Origin of the sequence: Nocardioides sp. (assembly GCF_025965415.1) — a bacterium.
Lineage (GTDB): Bacteria > Actinomycetota > Actinomycetes > Propionibacteriales > Nocardioidaceae > Nocardioides.
In genome coordinates this window covers 1-16,507 of record NZ_JAOPWY010000112.1, presented here as the reverse complement: position 1 = coordinate 16,507, position 16,507 = coordinate 1, and the positions used below count along the sequence as shown (strand labels likewise).

15 protein-coding genes and 1 pseudogene are annotated in these 16,507 nt (G+C 66.8%); 2 read left to right on the top strand and 14 right to left on the bottom strand.

The window, feature by feature from the left end; translation table 11 throughout:
- Positions 1-530 precede the first annotated feature (530 nt).
- The gene (locus JWN97_RS11760) at positions 531-1,415 is read left to right on the top strand and encodes a class I SAM-dependent methyltransferase (RefSeq protein ID WP_297622699.1); all 885 of its coding nucleotides are present in this window, start codon (positions 531-533) and stop codon (positions 1,413-1,415) included.
- A 284-nt stretch (positions 1,416-1,699) separates the two neighbouring features.
- Here the strand turns inward: JWN97_RS11760 and JWN97_RS11755 are convergent, their stop codons facing one another.
- Together JWN97_RS11755 and JWN97_RS11750 are read right to left on the bottom strand one after the other, a co-directional pair.
- Positions 1,700-2,005 carry a hypothetical protein gene (locus tag JWN97_RS11755; protein ID WP_297622697.1) on the bottom strand — a complete coding sequence of 102 codons (306 nt, stop codon included), beginning with the start codon at positions 2,003-2,005 and terminating at the stop codon, positions 1,700-1,702.
- On the bottom strand, positions 1,995-4,322 hold the full coding sequence (locus JWN97_RS11750; protein WP_297622695.1) for a hypothetical protein: 2,328 nt from the start codon (positions 4,320-4,322) through the stop codon (positions 1,995-1,997). The genes JWN97_RS11755 and JWN97_RS11750 overlap by 11 nt, the downstream gene beginning before the upstream one ends.
- 350 nt (positions 4,323-4,672) lie before the next feature.
- On the opposite strand from JWN97_RS11750, the gene JWN97_RS11745 reads away from it, so the two are divergent.
- Positions 4,673-6,385 (top strand): hypothetical protein, encoded by a 1,713-nt coding sequence (locus JWN97_RS11745; protein WP_297622693.1) that lies wholly within the window; start codon positions 4,673-4,675, stop codon positions 6,383-6,385.
- 870 nt (positions 6,386-7,255) lie between these two features.
- Here the strand turns inward: JWN97_RS11745 and JWN97_RS11740 are convergent.
- The 12 genes and pseudogenes from JWN97_RS11740 to JWN97_RS11690 all read right to left on the bottom strand — a co-directional run.
- Positions 7,256-7,741: a YetF domain-containing protein gene (locus tag JWN97_RS11740; RefSeq protein ID WP_297622691.1), complete on the bottom strand. Its 486-nt coding sequence runs from the start codon at positions 7,739-7,741 to the stop codon at positions 7,256-7,258.
- On the bottom strand, positions 7,741-8,277 hold the full coding sequence (locus tag JWN97_RS11735; protein ID WP_297622689.1) for a hypothetical protein: 537 nt from the start codon (positions 8,275-8,277) through the stop codon (positions 7,741-7,743). The genes JWN97_RS11740 and JWN97_RS11735 overlap by 1 nt, the downstream gene beginning before the upstream one ends.
- A 128-nt stretch (positions 8,278-8,405) precedes the next feature.
- Complete coding sequence (locus JWN97_RS11730) at positions 8,406-8,513, bottom strand: excalibur calcium-binding domain-containing protein (RefSeq protein ID WP_297622687.1); 108 nt, start codon at positions 8,511-8,513, stop codon at positions 8,406-8,408.
- Between the two features lie 158 nt (positions 8,514-8,671).
- Positions 8,672-9,172, bottom strand: coding sequence for a GNAT family N-acetyltransferase (locus JWN97_RS11725; RefSeq protein ID WP_297622685.1), 501 nt, complete (start codon positions 9,170-9,172; stop codon positions 8,672-8,674).
- 1,072 nt (positions 9,173-10,244) lie between these two features.
- Positions 10,245-11,054, bottom strand: a complete 810-nt coding sequence (locus JWN97_RS11720) for a PRC and DUF2382 domain-containing protein (protein WP_297622683.1) — start codon at positions 11,052-11,054, stop codon at positions 10,245-10,247.
- 156 nt (positions 11,055-11,210) lie between these two features.
- Entirely contained in the window at positions 11,211-12,023 is an 813-nt protein-coding gene (locus JWN97_RS11715; RefSeq protein WP_297622681.1) for a hypothetical protein, read from the bottom strand.
- Positions 12,024-12,387: 364 nt separating this feature from the next.
- A complete protein-coding gene (locus tag JWN97_RS11710) occupies positions 12,388-12,756 on the bottom strand; it encodes a DDE-type integrase/transposase/recombinase (RefSeq protein WP_363321283.1) in 369 nt (122 codons plus the stop codon).
- A gap of 60 nt (positions 12,757-12,816) precedes the next feature.
- Complete coding sequence (locus tag JWN97_RS21235) at positions 12,817-13,059, bottom strand: leucine zipper domain-containing protein (RefSeq protein WP_363321282.1); 243 nt, start codon at positions 13,057-13,059, stop codon at positions 12,817-12,819.
- Between the two features lie 69 nt (positions 13,060-13,128).
- The gene (locus JWN97_RS11705) at positions 13,129-13,872 is read right to left on the bottom strand and encodes a TetR/AcrR family transcriptional regulator C-terminal domain-containing protein (protein ID WP_297622679.1); all 744 of its coding nucleotides are present in this window, start codon (positions 13,870-13,872) and stop codon (positions 13,129-13,131) included.
- A 121-nt stretch (positions 13,873-13,993) separates the two neighbouring features.
- Positions 13,994-14,134: pseudogene (locus tag JWN97_RS21230) on the bottom strand (histidine phosphatase family protein); the annotation flags it as partial.
- A gap of 22 nt (positions 14,135-14,156) precedes the next feature.
- Positions 14,157-15,857, bottom strand: a complete 1,701-nt coding sequence (gene bluB / locus JWN97_RS11695) for a 5,6-dimethylbenzimidazole synthase (RefSeq protein WP_297622677.1) — start codon at positions 15,855-15,857, stop codon at positions 14,157-14,159.
- Positions 15,854-16,507: phosphomethylpyrimidine synthase ThiC (locus JWN97_RS11690; protein ID WP_297622675.1), on the bottom strand; the 654-nt coding region annotated here is incomplete at its 5' end. The genes JWN97_RS11690 and bluB, both read right to left, overlap by 4 nt.

Genomic DNA, 16,507 nt, shown 5'->3' with positions numbered 1-16,507 from the left:
CATGGACTCTGCGTCTGATGTCCCGGACGGGCCGAACCCGCGTCGGTGCCGAGAGCTCTGGACTCGGTCGCCGCCCAGGATTGGCTGGCCCAGGCGTTCGCTTCTCCTATCAACCATTGATCCGGGTGTGGCATCTGTCAACGAGACCTCTAGACCGGACTGCCCGTCACCAACTCCTCGAGACCCCCTCTAAGGCACGCGTCACGGAACCGCCTTCGCTGCGTGCATCAGACGACTCGGCTCCGCGGGTAGCAGCGAGGTCCCGCGCCTCGGTTGACTCCCCTCGCTGGTCGTTGAAAGTGCACGCACCGCGACGGCTCCGTCAGGGGCGGCTGAACCCGGATCAAATTGGCGCCCGCCCGATCTTGGGGCTGGCGAGCTCCGACTAGGTGCTGGAACATCGGAGGATGAGGCTGCGGCCACTTTTACGGACTATGCGTGCCGGCGACACGCGAGGGCGTCTCTTTGCTCTGTCGTCGACGCGTGTCGCTCTCGACGTTGCGGTAAAGGGTGCCGCAATTCGGAGCGGCTTGCTCGAAGAGTTGAAGCGGCCGACGGCCGTTGACGAGCTGGCCGCGAACCGAGGCTGGCCCGATGCCTCGCTCGTGGAGGCGGCTTTGCAGTCGTTCGCCTCCCACCGGTTGGTCGAAAAGCACCGCGGAAGGTGGCGCATCGCCAACCGGGGGCGTCGATTGTTGAACGACGAGCTCACACGCGCCGCTTACGAAGCTTTCTCGACCTACCACACCGGCCTCTACCGCGATCTCGAGGAGGTCCTGGCCTGCGGTGGTGGACGGATGGACGTCAAGAAGGACGGGGATCTAATTGCGCGCCTGTCACGGTTCATGGACGAGTTCGTCTTCGCTGAGCTGGATCGGCTCGTCGCTGAGCGGTCGCCTCGTCGTCTCCTCGACGTGGGGTGCGCGACGGGGACACACGTGCGCCGCGTCCTGGAGGCGGCGCCCTCGGCGTCGGCTGTCGGTGTGGAAGCCGACCCCGCGGCTGCCGCCCTTGCGCGTTTGTCATTGGAGGTCGGAGACGTTGGTGACCGTGCCGAGATCGTCGACACCGACGTGGAACGGTTCCTGCGTGAGCGTCCCGGCGAGACGTTCGACTTCGTTCTATTGGCTAACGTCATTTACTACGCCCCCATCCGTGACCGTGCCGTCCTTCTCCGTGCTCTGGCCGATCGGCTGAATGAAGACGGGCGGCTCGTCGTCGTCACCACCTTCCTAAGTGACGACGCATTCAGCAGGCACTTCGATCTCCTGTTGCGTTCCCAGGACGGAGCGCTCGAGTTACCGGACACCGACGTCCTGTGCGGCCAGCTGCGGGAGGCCGGGCTCGTACCCCGAGCGCCCAGACGTATCGCCGCGGGCCAGCCGTTGATCGCCGTCGTTGCGGATCGCCGGTAGGGCCTCCCCCTCTGCTCCGCGTCGAACCAAGGGCAGCGGTCGGACACTTGCGTCTATTCGCCGCGATCCGGACGGTTCTTTGGCTGCCGGGTCGGGCCCAGTCCCCAGCGACCAGAGCTGACTGCCCAACCCGCGGTATGCGCATGAGACTGACCAGCCGGCTTCCGGCTGAAATCCCGTCAGCAGACGCTGAGGCGACTCGTTTCACTGCACCTTGGTCGACGGTGAGGCGGAAACCGGCTTGGTCGCACCGGGTACGCGCGGTCTTGGCCAAAACGCGCGTGCTAGTCGCCGACGACGGAAAAGAAGACTTGGCCTTCGTATCGGTCGTCCCAGGTTCCGCTCCAGTCGCGCAGGCCGAAGGTTGCGGTGACTCGGACGTTGGTGCTGTCCAGGAGTGCGGCGTCGAGGCGCACGTCGAGATTGCCGAGGTGGTGGTCGCCGTCGTTGGACGAGAACTGGACGTTAAAGCCGGTGAGGATGGCGGTCGCGGTGCTTACCGGCACGCCCATGGCGACGTCTCGCGTGGCTTGGCGGGGGCCGGATCCGGAGAACCTGCCGAACGTGATGCTGTTGGACTCAATCTGCACGGCGCCAGCCCTTCCTGTGTGCTTCGTGTGGGTGCGTGTGGGGGTGCGGTCGGGCGTCCGGTGGCCGGGACGTACCAGAAGTGAGACGACCCAGGTCGACCGCGGCCAGCCCTTCGGCTGCGGTCACACCAACGCCTGAGGGGACGACGTGCAACGTCCCGTTGGGAAGGACTCCATCCGCGAAGGTCCTTTTCGGGAGGCGGTCGCCGACTCCCACCTCGCCGCCGGCGTCGTCGAACCAGGTAAGGAAACGACCGGGCACTTGTCGGCCGAGTGGGTCGACCGCTAGGGCCCCGACGACTGGCCCGGTGTCGTAGATCGTGATGGTCACGGGGGGTTCCTCGTGACAGCCATCGAACTTCAGCACGCAGGCGCTGGTGGTAAGTCTCTCCGTGGCGAGCACGCGGACCTGGTTCACCGTCTTGTCGGCGAAGAGCAGGCGTCGAGGCAGGACCATGCGTGTGTCGGTGGTGCGGGGGGCGACCCCACGCCAGACCCCTCCGCGGTCGCGCCACTGCACGAGGTACCGGATATCGTCCCCTGACCCCTTACCTTCCCACGTCAGTTCCAGATCTCCGCCCTTGTCGGTCCAATCGCAACTCAGCTCAACCGGGTCTTCGAAGTTGTGAGCGGCGAGCTCCTTTCCATCCCGCCGGATGACGAGCCGGTCCGGTTCGGCAGAGAGGGGCACTTCGCCGATGAGGTCCACGGGCCCACAGTCTGCGTCGCATGAGCCGCAGGCCCGGCGCAAGTAGGTGCACGCGATGATGTTGCCGCCCTCGTCGAGGACGTGCGCCTCAACGTCGGTGGCTGGTCCGCGTGGCCGGCGGAAGGCAGGGTAGGTGAAGGAGGGGTGTACGACGGCGCTGTCGTCGTCCGCCGTGACGCGTAGGAAGAGAACCTGCTCGCGTCGCTTGACCCATTCTGGTCGCGGCTCGACTTGGCCCTTTGCCGGACGTTGCTGGTCGCTGAAGCCGAGGTGCTCGGCGGGCGCGACTCCCAGGTAGGAGGCCATCCAAGCGGGCGCGGTCCCCGTTGACGGTGACGGGTCTCCCTTCGAGAAGAGCGCCGTGTAGGTGTAGGGGCTGATCCAGTTGTTGCCCGAGTAACCCATGAAATCTTGGGAAGATGCGGGGGCGAACACCTGGTTGTTCTCCACGTCGTAGCCGTACTCACCAATGCTGTCAGAGACGTAACTGCCGTAGTGAGGGAAGTCGTCGTCGGTGTTGCGGGGACTGTCGCACCGCCCCGAATCGTCGCAAGGCGCGTGGTCTCGTCCCACCGCGTGCCCTGCCTCATGTGCAGCGGTCTGGCCCCCGCCGATCATGCCGGTACCGGCACCGTCGCCTCCGCAGCCCCCGACGCCGGTGAGCGGGGTACCCGTGGGCAGGAGCCCGTACACGAGATCGTCTGTGTCGCCCTTGATGTCGCGAAGGTCGTCGAGCAGGGAGTTGAACCCGTCTCCGCAGCCTTCTGACGCCGTGCCGTCCAAGCTCTCGTCGAACTCCAGCGTCGTGTACCCCGAGAAGAGGAGGTCGCCGGTCGGCCAGACGCGCCGCGTGTAGTCGAACGTCGTCGCGAAGTCGGCCTCGACCGGCGCGGGCAGGTTCAACTCAGCGCCGGTGTAGTTGATACCGACGGCGTATACGCGCAGGGGGTTGACGCGAACGAAGCGCAGTGTTCGTTGGGCCGCAGCAGACTTTTGACCAGGCGCAGCGGCGTCGAACGCGCGCAGCCGGACCTCGATGTCCCCGTCGCACCACGCGTCCGGGATGAGAAAGTTCAGGGTGTGGTCGACCATCCCTCGATCTATTTCCGCCGCCCGCCTGGGCTGGATGGTGGCCAAGGGTGACAGAGTTGTCTGGGCCGCCCCGCTGGAGACGACGAGTTCGCCAGTGAGGTTGGCGATCGCGGGCAGACCGCTGGTGACGTCGTAGTCGACGTAGGCGCGCACACCGGTCGACTTGCCCGCCACGAGGGGGATGGAGTTGTCCGGTCGGACGTTGCCCGCGTCCAGGTGTTCCGCGGAGCGGAAGAACTGCGTGGCCTGATTGGTCTCGATGTCGAGAACTTGCAGGTCCCCGCGCGGGGGAGGCTCGGTGATCGAGACCAGGTCGGCCAGGACGGACACCTGGATGGAGCCCCCGTAGTCGTCGTCCCAGGATCCTGACCAGTCCCGGCAGCCCAACCGGCCGTTGACCGTGACGGTGTTGCTATCGACCGCGGTGTCGACCGCGACTTCGAGGAGTCCGAGGTGATGGTCTTCACCTGCGAATCCGACCTGGTATCCGCGCACCGCGGCCACAGCCTTGTCCACGGCGCGAGGAAACACGATGGTGCGATTGGCCGTCATCGGACCCGACCCCCGAGCTACAGCGAAGGTCAGCGTGGTTTCCCGAACTTCCATGGGTTTCCTCTGGGCATACCCAGCGGCGGAGCCCACCGAAAAGTGACGCTTCCAGCCGCCGGAGCGACCTTTCCACGATCCAGCACCACCAGGTTGCAGTCAACGTGTTCTGGACCAGTGCGCTCGACGTCGACAAGGTTCTTGACAGCCCACACCCTCGGGAAGAATCTGGATGAAGAGGGTTGACGTTGGTCGGCGGCTACTCCACCTGTGTCCATTCCCGTGAACGGCCTGAAGGCCGACCGACAGGGAGCTAAATCTTGGACATCAAGAGCAGGGCCAGGGCGGCATCGCTGTGCGTGGTCGCGGCCGCTGTCGCAAGTGGCATGTCCGTCAGTCCTGCCGACCTTTCACAAGCGTTCACCATCGGCAACCATGAAAACGCCACAAGTGTGCTGCGTCCCTTCCTGCGCAGGGGCGTGTACGACGACATCGTGGAGGAGCACGATGACTGGGCGGATGACGGACCACGAGAGGACGTTCCGTGGATCCACGCGGATGACTGCGCCTTCACCGAGACAGCAGCGCAAGTCAATTCGTTCCAGACGCGTGCTGTAGCCCGGCTGACTCCCGGCTCCGGGCTTGACCCTTGGTCTGCCTCGGACCAGTTCGGTCGCTCCCTTCACCCGGTCCAGGACTTCTACTCGCACTCGAACTGGGTGGAGCTGGGCTTCCCGGCGGCACGCACGACCAGGATGAGCGACCTCGTCGACTTCGGTACCCGCCTGGCCGGCAGCAACGGTCTCGGACCTTGGTCGGCGCCGGGTCCGCTCGGCGTCGTACGACGCGACATTCGGAGCGCCGACTTCGTCACCCCGCGCCTGAGACGGTCTGATTCAGGGTTTCTCGAGGTCATCGATGTGAATGACGACGGCAGGACCGACGCGAAGGACGCCACCGTGTCCGACTTCCCTGCCGGCTGGCGAGTCGGGCTGCTGCCACACCCGACCCTGTCCGGCAAAGCAGGGTTCGTCCCGGGAGTCGACAGGAACGGCGATGGTCAGTTCACCTCCCTCCCCACGTTCGGCCCCCATGAGGTCCCCGTCCTGCAGAGCGGCGCCGACTTCCGGCTGCTGATCAGCGGTGTGGGCGCTCGGCCGGCCACGTCGGTGTTCAAGAACCAGTGCGACCCTTACGAACGAGATGTGACCGGGAACCGCGCCCAGCCCCTGACGATCAACACGTGCACCAATCCGCCCGGCTTGCAGTTTCCCGACCACTATTCGTGCATCGCTTATCACGGGTCACGCTTCGCCCTGACCCACAACGGCACCGATGACTCCGAGCTGCGCAAGGACAAGTCCGCCGACGGACCGACGCGCTTCCCGAAGGCGCTTGCTCTTGCCAGGCTGCAAACCGCCTACGAGTGGTGCCGACTCGTCAACCGCACAGGTCGAAGCACCCGCGGAGCCGACGGCTTGCTACTGGCCCTGTGGGTGAAGGAGGGCGCGTCGCCGCACCCGGAGAACACCCCCTGTGCTGCCGTCACTGCGCCCGGACCGGCGGGGGTACGCGTGAGCGTCGACCGGGTGAGGATCCTGGCGGATCAGGACATCGACGAGGATGAGCCCGGCGAGATCAACCTGTCACTCGTGCTGTACGACCCACCCTCGCAGTTCCACCAGTCGGTCAAGTCGAAGGTCGGCCCGCTCTTCGCCAACGACGACGGCGGTGCCGCTTCGACACTGGATGGCGCCAATGTGCCGCAGCCGGTCCAGTTCTGCCCAGGACCGACCGAGCAATTCCGCGTCGCCCTGCACGGCTGGGACGACGACGAGGGCGGCGACAACGGCGCGGAGGGAGCCGCCAATGGTGACTACAACCAAGACAACAGCACGCCTGACGACGTCATCACAGGGTTCAGCGCCCGCCATTCCCTGGCCGACGTTCCCCTCGAAGGAAGCACGGCCTTCACCGCAGTGTCAGGAGACACGGAGATCACCTACCGGCTCAGCAGGAGCAGCGGTTGCTAGCGGCACCGACGGATGTCGACGTCCGAATAATGGCTCTTTGCTGCGAGGGGGCCTTCCATCACGTCCCCTAGGCGCCGTTGCCACGGCACTCGAACGAGCCGAATCGTAGCCAAAGGTAGGGGTCGGACTACCTCCCCGAGGCGACGTCTGACGACGACCCTATTCTGTGCACGCCGCGCCTCAATCCCCCGGCTGGGCGGCGGCAGCGGTCCCGCCGACAAGGTTCCCTGATCGGCGGAACCGCGCCAACATTGCACAAGGGCTGTCCTGGTCCAGACTCCCCTTGACCACCACGGCCGACGGTGGCAACGTCACGGGCGCGATAGAGCCGGGGGGCAGTCGCGGTCAAGGTCCCGCTGGCCACTACAAGCCGACGGGACCTAGCCCTGTCCGAGCGGACACCTGGCGACGCTCACGGGCCACATGCGCGCGCACCGCGAGCTCGGGTAGGTCCAGCCGGAACCACCTCCGACCCTCGCCACCGTCGCCGGCACACGCCCGCGAGCCGCACGACCACCCAACGCCACCACCGACAGCCGAGCACCGCGGCCGGCGCCAACAGCCACAGGAAGTCCTGGTCCGGGGGCCGCGGGCCAGACGGGCGCGGTCGTACTCGTGGCTCCGTTCGCCCCCGGCTACGGCCCGCGCGGCCGCGAGCTCGACGACCTGGTCGCGCGACAATGACGGCCGCTGCCGGCGTGACGTCGGATCACCACGGCGCAGCATCTTCGAGATCGCACTCCGATGCACGCCGGGCACCTCGGCAGCCTCGTACTGCGTCACCCACTCACCCATCGCCGCAGGCTAGGCGTGCGACCCACCTCCGACAGTGAGTCAGTCGGGGTCGCTACGGAGCCAGCCCAGGTCCGATCAGGCGAGGCCGTCAGGACCTTCGGTTGCCCCGTCTTCCGCGTCATCGTCGCGGGTGAAGAAGGAGAACGAGCCGTCGGTCTCCAACACGCACAGCTCGATGTCGCGCAGTCGACGGATCCCGTTCTGCCGCGCGGCCTCGTGGAGGTCCTGGATGGTCATGCGTTCCCCGGCCAGGGTCTGGAGCAACGGCTCACCGTCGCGGACGACGACGCGAGCACGGCCGGCGAGCCATGGCCGGAAGCGGGGGAAGCGGAAGGTGAAGTCGTTGAGGAGGATGCCGGCCAGCGTGAAGGTCGCGACAGCGATGATTGCCGCGGTGACGGAGTAGTCCTCCTGCACGATCCCTTGGCTGACAAGGTCGCCGACCGTGATGAGCAAAATCATGTCGAAGGCCGATAGCTGCGCGACTTCACGCTTGCCTCCGACTCGGACTACGAACCAGAGGAACGCGAAGATCGCGAGCGACCGGATCAAGATGTCCATCAGGGCATCCTCCACGTCGTCCACGTCGCAGTCACCACGGGATCGCCGTGGTCCAGCACGCTCACCTCGCAAGCGTCGCGACCGCCCAACTGGCCAGGCGCAACCCGCGCGTCGAGCGCCACACGTAAAGTCCGGCCATCGGGCGCCGGATCGAACTCGTAGATGACCCATTCCGCGTCGGACGACTCTGCGGACGGACTCGGGTACCACGCCTGGAAGTCAAGGTGCTCGAAGTAGGTCCCGCATAAGCGCACATCGACCGAGTCGCCGAAAGCGTCGGACGTAATGGTCAGAATCAGCGGTGCCGGCTCGCCTGCGCGAGCAATCTGTGGATACTCCAGGGCTAGTGCGTACCCGCCGCCTGCGGACGAGGTGTCGCCTGTGCGCGGCCCCAGCACGTCGAAGGCTGCCGCGGCGGTGATCAGCAAAAGGACGCCCACACCAAGGCGACGGCCCACGCGTGCTCCGGTCCGAGGCGGTGAGTCGCTGAGGTCCGATGTCGTGGCGTCGGATCGAATGGTCACCTGTTCACGCATGGTTGCATCCTCGCAGGACTGTCATCCCTGATGACGCCAACGGTGGCTAGTCCGTAGCACCTACCCGAGCAGCTCGGCAGCCTGCTGCTGCGTCACCCACCCAGACATGCACCGCAGGTTGGCCACCGTCAGTTCTCGCAGGCAGTGCCGTCGTGGTCACGGTCCAGGTTGGCGTGGTTCTCCCAGTAGACGGCGCGAGCGCGCTCAGCGCCGTGCTCCAACCAGTCAGAAGACACGCTCACAGGCTCCCCGACCAGAAGAACGACTAACCCGCGACCATCGACCGACTCCGCCTGCCTTCTGTGGCCAGCCTTTCGACGTAAGAGACCATCCCTCAGATCTCGGGAAGTGGTCGATCCGAAGTGTCGACATCCGGCGCAGGAACTTAGCGCCTCTATCGTCTGCGGAGCTCGAAGGAGCGATCACCGGCCGGCGCCTCGGGCGCCTCGGTCATGCCGAGCGCAATGAGGAGCTGAGCTGACCGCTCGTTCGGCTCGGCGCAGGAGGCGGAGAGCCGGGTGAGCGGACCGCCCACCATGAACCTGTCGATGAAGCCGCGCGCCGCCTCGCGCGCGTAGCCGTGGCCGTGGAACCGCGGGTGCAGCTGGAACCCGAGGTCGGCCTCCGTCGGGTCGGACGCCGGCAGGTAGACACCGATATTGCCGATGACTTGCCCGAGTGCGCGGTGCTCGATCGCGTAATCGTGCCACGCGTCACGCAGCTCGTCGTCGAGTGTGGACTGCGACGCCAGGTAGTCCGCCGCAGCGTCCGGGGTCTGTGGGTCGCCCTTCAGGTGCCGCCGCACCTCGGGGTCCGACTGGTATGCGAGGAAGTCGTCGAGGTCGTCCATCGTGAAGGGACGAATGACGAGCCGCTCAGTGGCGATCGGCTGCACGGCCGCACCCTAGCAAGACCTGCGTTGTTCGCCCCTAGCGTCACCTTCCGCTGCCAAGGCGTGCGCGTCGGGTTGGACACGTCGAAGTGGCATCGAGGTCACGCCAAGGGTGGGTCAGTTCACGCTGTCACCACCTCGTGCAGCAGTCCCGTCCCTTGATCGTGCAGCGGGCCTTAAACGGGTTCTCTGGCTAGTTGTCTCCCGCGCGCGCGTGCCGACGAGGTAGTCGATGCAGGGGGCGATGGACCCAAGCGCCTCCTGATTCCCGGAGGTGTAGCTGGAGACTGTGACGAAGAGACTCCCGTTGGGCCCGGATGCCGCCTCGACATTCTCGCGAGTCAGGGCCGTGGGTTTGCTGACGGGCATGTGCTCCACGACTTGCTTCAGGTGTTGGCACCTGCCCGTCCCGCTATCCCCTCCAGCGACCATCCCTTGATGTTTGCGCTGACCTCGAGCGCCCGTTGAACTTCCGCAGAGAACGGCTCGCCCGCGGAAGGTCCCCCGTCTTTGACTTCATCTGGCATCGCGAGTTGAAGGCCGATGGCCACGCCCACGACGAGTGAAAGTGCGGCCGCACCGATGGCCGAGACCAGACGCACTTGATGGGGATCTCCGGGCGAGGGCTCGTCCCCGCCGGCGACGTGAGGCGGCGAGGTGTTCTCAGTCTCGCTCAGTGCTCCCCCTGCGATACGCAGCTCGCGTCGCCGCTCAGTCCTTCGCCGACAACGCGACGACGACCACCTCGCAGGACTGACGTCGCCCCACCGTGCGCGCCCACGTCGGGTCCGACTGCGCCATGTCCGCGCAAAGCCGGTCGAAAGAGGTCGTACCGCGAGAGGTTTTCGGGACATAGACGCGACACAAGGCGATCTGGCTCAAGAAGCAAGTAGCCCCTGACCGACGTTTCCGCAGGTCAGGGGCTACTCGCAGCACTTATGAAAGGCTCGATCTTCCGGCGTGCTGGTGGACCTGCGGCACGAGGAATGACTAGCTTCGGCGTGCTACCCGCCCGAAACGACGTGGGGGCACCTCGATGCTTGAGGTGCCCCCACGTCGTGCCGGTCAGCCCGCGTCAGCGGCCCGTGCGCGGACCGGACGTGTCGGACTCGTCGAGCTCGATCTGCTCCTTGCGGACCGTCTCGTCGACCTGCTGCTCCTCGGTCACGGTCTCCTTGTCGACGCGCACACGCTCGACCGGGACGGTCTCCTTCTCGACGACCACGCGCTCCTCGGTGAGGACCACGTCGTGCTCCTCGGAGGTTATGTCGCCACCGGACACAGCGGCGTCACGGTTGGCGTCGGTGATCGGCTCACGCTCGAGCCGGACCTCCTCGTGGCTGACCGGGACAGTCGTCTGCACGTCCTCGGTCACGACGTACTTGCGAAGGCGGGCACGCCCGGCCTCGCGCTTCTCGGTGCCGACGTTGACCTGCTCCTCGGAGCGGGTCATCGCGGTGTCGGTGTTCGGGCCCGACGTGTCGTGTCCCACGGATGGGTCGCCGTTGCCGGTGCTGGCGTAGTCGGTGGCGTCACCGTCGGCGTACGACGTGTCGTAGTCCTTTCCCTCGGTGCCGTAGTAGGCGTAGAGCTCGGCTTCCTCGGACTCGTCGAGGTGACCCTCGGAGTCGGAGATGCGGGGCGCGTCCTTGACCTTGTCCTTGGTGTAGGGAACCCGAACGTCGTTGCCGGACAGTTCGGCCTCACGCAACGGGACGAAGGACTCCCCCATGCCGAACAGACCCGTGTTGGCGGTCACCCACTCGGGGCGACCCGTACTGTCGTCGAGGAAGACCTGGCCGATGCTGCCGATCTTGTCGCCGTTGCTGTCGATGACGTTGCCGCCACCGGTGGTGAGCGTCTGTACCTGGTTGGTGTCAATCATGGTGTCTCCTATCTGGTGCGGCTGGTGCCGCCGTGGTAGGACCACGTCTCGTACCCGTGGTCGGGTGTCCCATGGCCTGACGGAGCGTGAAATCTTGGCGTCTCCACCCCTTGGAGCGAGGTCACGGTGGGGCTGCGTTCCGGGTGCTGCAGAGCGTCAGAGAGCGTCAGCAGGTGCTGCCGGCGGAGGACCGCCGGCGCTGCTGGAACCGCCGCGGCCAGTGGACTGGTGTGACGTGGTGGCCTGGTGCTTGGCCTGCCGGGCCTGGTCCTTCACGCTGGGCGCGTTTGCCGCCTCCTGCTTGATGCGGGGCGCCTCGGCTTCGGCCTTGAGGAGGTAGCCCTCCCAGCGGTGCTGCATCGGCTTGATGAGCCCACCGCCGACACCCACGATGATCACGCCGGCCACGGTGGCGAGGATGGCGACCAGCACCGGGGTGGTCACGGTGGTGGCGACGCCCACCTGGTTGAGAGCGGCGACGATGCCGAGGAAGAGGATGAAGATGGAGGCGAGGTTGGCCAGCGTCGTGCCGTAGGACAGGCCGCCGAGCGAACCCTCGACCAGGACCTTGACCGCTGCGGCGATCGCCGAGGCGACCACGAGGATGATGATCGCGACGATCAGGCTCGGCAGGAAGGTGATCACCTGGGTGAGGAGGTCGCTGATCGGGTTGGGCCCGAAGACACCGAATGCGAGCTGAAGGACGAACAGCATCAAGGTGTAGTAGAGGAGCTTGGCGATGATGTCGCTGGCATCCATCTTCGAGTTCGCCAACGCCTTCTTGACGCCACCCCGCTCGACTGCCTTGTCGAATCCGACGCGCTCCAGCAAGGCACTGAGGGCCTTGCTGATGGCTTTCGCGATGAGCAGACCGACGATCAGGATGATCAGCAACAGGACGAGTTTGGGCACGAACTCAGCGATGAGGCTAAACCCGTTGCGCAGACCGTTCTCGAGAGAATCTCGCATGTACTTCTCCTTCATGTGAGGGCAGCACGACAGAAGCGCTGCTAGTGCGCGGAGCGCGTACGAGCACCCGCCGCGCCAATCGTCAGATGGCTCATGCGGCGTACCGCCGAGGTCGCTTTACGTTGTAAACCGAAACACAGGTCCTTGGCCGAAAGCAAGGGGGGCCCACCCCAAGGGACCAGTTCCCGCGACCATTGCTACGGGTCGGCTCATATGGCGCCCGACCAGTCGCCTAGGTGTGATGTCCAGCCAGTTGTCCACCGGCTGATGGGTGGTTGGCCACCGAGAGCTCTGTGGCGTCAGACAGTGTTGTAGGGCTCGAGCCAGGGGGCAGAGCGGCTGAGCGTCCGTCGTTGCAAGCGCTCTACCTTGCCGTACTGCCAGGGCAGTGGGGCTTGATGAACAGGCGTCGTGCTCCGGGCGCGGTGACTGCAGCACGCATATCTACGGACCGCTTGTAGGACATGTGGTTGTCGGTGATCAGCCGCTCGATGCGGGTGATGCCGACCTCGGCAAACGCCTGCGCCGCGCGCAGGAAGAACGCCGCACACGTCGGGCCCTGTTCGTTGGGCACGATCTCGGAGTAGGCGTAGCGGGAGTGGTCGTCGATGAGTGAGTGGACGTAGTCGTAGCCGATCTCGGCTCGCTTCTGCTTCGCGGTCTGCCGGTGCTCGGGGCCGTTGGCTCTCCATCCGCCGCCGTCGTCGATGCGCCCGAGCTTCTTGACGACCATGTGGAGCAGCTCGCCGGGCCACCCGTTCGTAGTGCACCGCGGTCACCTTCGAGGCCCGGATTACCTCCCGGACATCGGGTCGCACTCACGCAGGTACGGCGCCCGGTGTCGGCACAGGATCCGGGCGACGGTGCGTGGCGGCACACCGAGCTCGGGGCCGAGCCAGTCCCGGCCGCGACGTTCCTGGCGGCGCAGCTCGAGCACGCGTTGCTCGACCTCGACCGGGGTCTTGGCCGGTGACGTGTGAGGCCGCGACGAGCGGTTGGGCAGGCCTGGTTCGCCTTCGGCGGCGGCCTTCGACACGCCACACACTCGGAGGTTCTCTTCACCTCAGCGGCCAGCCGCTGCTACCAACGTCCTGGCCGGGACCAACTAGTCGTTCCCGTGCGCCTCTTGCCGCGCCAGGGCCATCCGGTTGAGCAGCTCCTCCAACGCCTCCTCGAACTCTACGGCCGAGGTGTCCGTCGAGAGAGCCGGACGGAGCCGCTTCACGAGCGGATAAGCGGCCAGGCCCTCCGGCTCGGGCTCCTCCTCCAACACGTCCAGCGGACCGACGTCCGCTCCTAGTGTGGACACCTCGAGCAGGAGGTGCCCGAGGAGGAAGCTGGAGAAGGCCCGGTAGCTCGCCACCGCGGCGGCGTCAGTGAAGCCTTCGGCCTCGAGGCCGGCGAGGAACGCTTCGACCCAGCTCAGGCTGCGAAGCGGCGGCCTGAGCCACGGCGCCTCGGGCGGACGAGAAGCGATCAGCGGGAATGCCTGGGGATGTGCCAGGGCCACTCTGCGTACGCCGTGTGCGAGGCGCTGGACAAAGTCCTGCCACCCGTCCTGCGGCGCGTCAATGACCTCGTCATCGACGCGCATGCCATCCACGAGCAGCTCAACCACCCCGTCGAGCAGCTCTTCCTTGCCCTGCACGTACCGGTAGAGCGCCATGGCCTCGACACCGAGGCGTTCTCCCAACCGACGCATCGTCAACCCGGGCAGGCCCTGCTCGTCGATGAACTCGATGGCAGCGTTCAGGATGCGCTCCCGATCCAGGGGACGCGCCCGTGAGGGAGGCGGTCTACCCTCGACGAGTGCTGCGTCCGCATCCAGGGCGTCTTCGCTTGGCGTCATGTGCACTCCTCTCGTGTCCAGCCTAGACGCACCCGCCGCGGGCTTCGCGTGGGTGCGGGTCCGCCTCGGTTCGAGCCGCAGCGTCGTGCCGATGATGGCTGCGGTCCACCGCGTTCGGACGAGGTCGGAGGTCAGCAACCGTTCTGCTTAGGGCGGGCAGCTGAGCCCCGGCCCGCACGCCCTGACGGCGACCGCGGTCGGTGAGCTCTGGCGAGGCGGTCTGGCCCTGCATGCGCCCGGCTGCATTCCAGGTCGACTCTCCGTCCGGACCAGAAACGACTCCATCACGGCGCGGTTCGACCGATCCCTCGACGCAGCTTCAACCCACTGATCAGCATCGCGCAGGCTAGCGTCGCACCGACACCTTCACCGGCCCGCAACCGCAGGTCCAGCAACGGCTCGAGTCCCAGGTGCTCCAGGACCGCGGCGTGCGCGCGCTCGCGGCTGCGTTGGCCAGCGACAAGGTACGCCGCAGCGCCGGGCTCGATACGGACCGCTGCCAGGGCGGCGACACTCGTGGCCAGGCCGTCGAGCACGCTGACGGTTCCGGTGGACGCGGCCCCCAGAACGGCCCCCGCGAGGACACAGAACTCAGGGCCCCCCAGCGCGGCGAGTGCCTGCTCGGGAAGCAGCTCCGCCGAGCCCGGCACCGCGCGGACCCTCGCCAGTGCGGTCTCCACGACCTCGGTCTTGCGCCGCACCATAGCCGTGTCCGCACCCGCTCCGAGTCCCACCACCTCGGACGCGGGCAGATCAAGGAGCGCCGCCGCGAGGGTGGCGGCCACGGTGGTGTTGCCGATGCCAACCTCGCCCAGTGCCTGGAGGACATGGTGGCTGCCGACGGCAGCACCCATCCTGCGCCCGCGGTCAATCAGCTCCGAGACCTGGTCCGCAGACAGCGCGTCGGAGGTGACGAGATCACCGGTCGCAGTGCCGGTATCGACCACGTCGAAGTCCAGGCCAGCGGCCGAGGCAGCAACCGCGCCGGCGGACTCGCCGACCCTGCTGGCGGCCAGCACGTCCTCGGTGACGGAGTCTGGGTAGGCGGAGACGCCGTATCTGGTCACCGGGTGCCGCCCCGCAACCAGCAGAAGCTGACCAGTGGGTGCAGCCTCATGACGGCCCTGGATCGCGGCTTCGACCCGGTCCAGGTACCGGTCCAGCACTCCGAGTGAGCCTGGCGGCGTGAGCAGCACGTCGGCCTCGTCCCGCGCCCGGACAACGGCGTCGTTGCTGGGCGCGCGCAGGTGAGACGGTGGAGCCGCAGTCGCCTCGCTCCAGCGCTCTGCGAAGATCACCTCCTCGACGGGCTGGCGACGCGACCAGCCCGCCCGCTCCAGACCCGGAGCCGGCGGACGTTCATCGGGCCAGCCCAGGCAGAGCCAGCCCAAGGTGACCACGCCCGCGGGCACCCCGACAAGCGCTTCGAGGTCGTGCTGCTCGAACAGGGTGACCCAGCCGACGCCCAGGCCCTCGGCGCGTGCGGCAAGCCAGAGGTTCTGGATGGCGCAGGCACACGACCACATATCCGCGTCGGGGAAGGTGGCACGCCCGAGCACACCTCCGGCAGGTGTGCGTCGGTCGCTGGCGACGACCACGCCCAGCGGGGCTTCACGGATCCCTTCGAGTTGCAAGTCCAGCAGCCGACGGGCCGCGTCCGGTTCCATGTGCCGGGCCTGACGGAGTCGCTGCTCGTCGGCCATCCGCGCGGCTCGGTCCCTCGTCGCGGGGTCGGAGACCACGATGAAGCGCCACGGCTGGCTGTGTCCGACCGACGGTGCCATGTGAGCCGCCATGAGCACCCGCTTCACCAGCACGGGGTCGACCGGGTCTGGGCGATACCGACGTACGTCGCGACGTGCACCGACCACCTCGTAGAAGGCCCCACGGGCAGCAGCCGGAAACGCCCATCCCTCGACCTCGGCGGCCCGTTCAGCTGACGAGGTTGAGTCGCCCAGGAGAGGTACGGGCCGATTCCACGTCATGGAGCGCGAGTGTAGGTGGACTCCTCCACGTAGATCGACGAGCCCAGCTCCACGAACTGCGTGGACTTCTCCGCCATGCCGGAGTCGACGTAGTCGCGGACGTCCTGACTGATGCGCATGGAACAGAACTTCGGCCCGCACATGGAGCAGAAGTGTGCGGTCTTGCTCGCCTCGGCCGGCAACGTCTCGTCGTGGAAGGACTCCGCCGTATGCGGGTCCAGCGACAGCGCGAACTGGTCGTGCCACCGGAACTCGAAGCGCGCCTTCGACAGCGCGTCGTCCCAGTCACGCGCGCCGGGGTGACCCTTCGCGATGTCCGCGGCGTGGGCGGAAAGCTTGTAGGTGATCACGCCGGTCTTGACGTCGTCACGGTTCGGCAGGCCCAGGTGCTCCTTGGGAGTGACGTAGCAGAGCATGGCGGTGCCGTGCATGGCGATGGCGGCCGCGCCGATCGCTGAGGTGATGTGGTCGTAGCCAGGAGCGATGTCGGTGGCCAGCGGGCCGAGGGTGTAGAACGGCGCCCCGTGGCACCAGTCCTGCTGGAGGACGACGTTCTCCTCGACGAGGTTCAGCGGCACGTGGCCGGGACCCTCGACCATCACCTGCACGTCGTGCTCCCAGGCCCGCTTGGTCAGCTCGGCCAGCGTGCG

What these genes read in the sequence shown, in the direction of transcription:
- JWN97_RS11715 (WP_297622681.1), bottom strand. Translation starts at nt 12,023, where the DNA reads ATGCGAGATTCTCTCGAGAACGGTCTGCGCAACGGGTTTAGCCTCATC.
- JWN97_RS11720 (WP_297622683.1), bottom strand. Translation starts at nt 11,054, where the DNA reads ATGATTGACACCAACCAGGTACAGACGCTCACCACCGGTGGCGGCAAC.
- JWN97_RS11710 (WP_363321283.1), bottom strand. Translation starts at nt 12,756, where the DNA reads ATGGTCGTCAAGAAGCTCGGGCGCATCGACGACGGCGGCGGATGGAGA.
- JWN97_RS11705 (WP_297622679.1), bottom strand. Translation starts at nt 13,872, where the DNA reads ATGACGCCAAGCGAAGACGCCCTGGATGCGGACGCAGCACTCGTCGAG.
- JWN97_RS11740 (WP_297622691.1), bottom strand. Translation starts at nt 7,741, where the DNA reads ATGGACATCTTGATCCGGTCGCTCGCGATCTTCGCGTTCCTCTGGTTC.
- JWN97_RS11735 (WP_297622689.1), bottom strand. Translation starts at nt 8,277, where the DNA reads ATGCGTGAACAGGTGACCATTCGATCCGACGCCACGACATCGGACCTC.
- bluB (WP_297622677.1), bottom strand. Translation starts at nt 15,857, where the DNA reads ATGACGTGGAATCGGCCCGTACCTCTCCTGGGCGACTCAACCTCGTCA.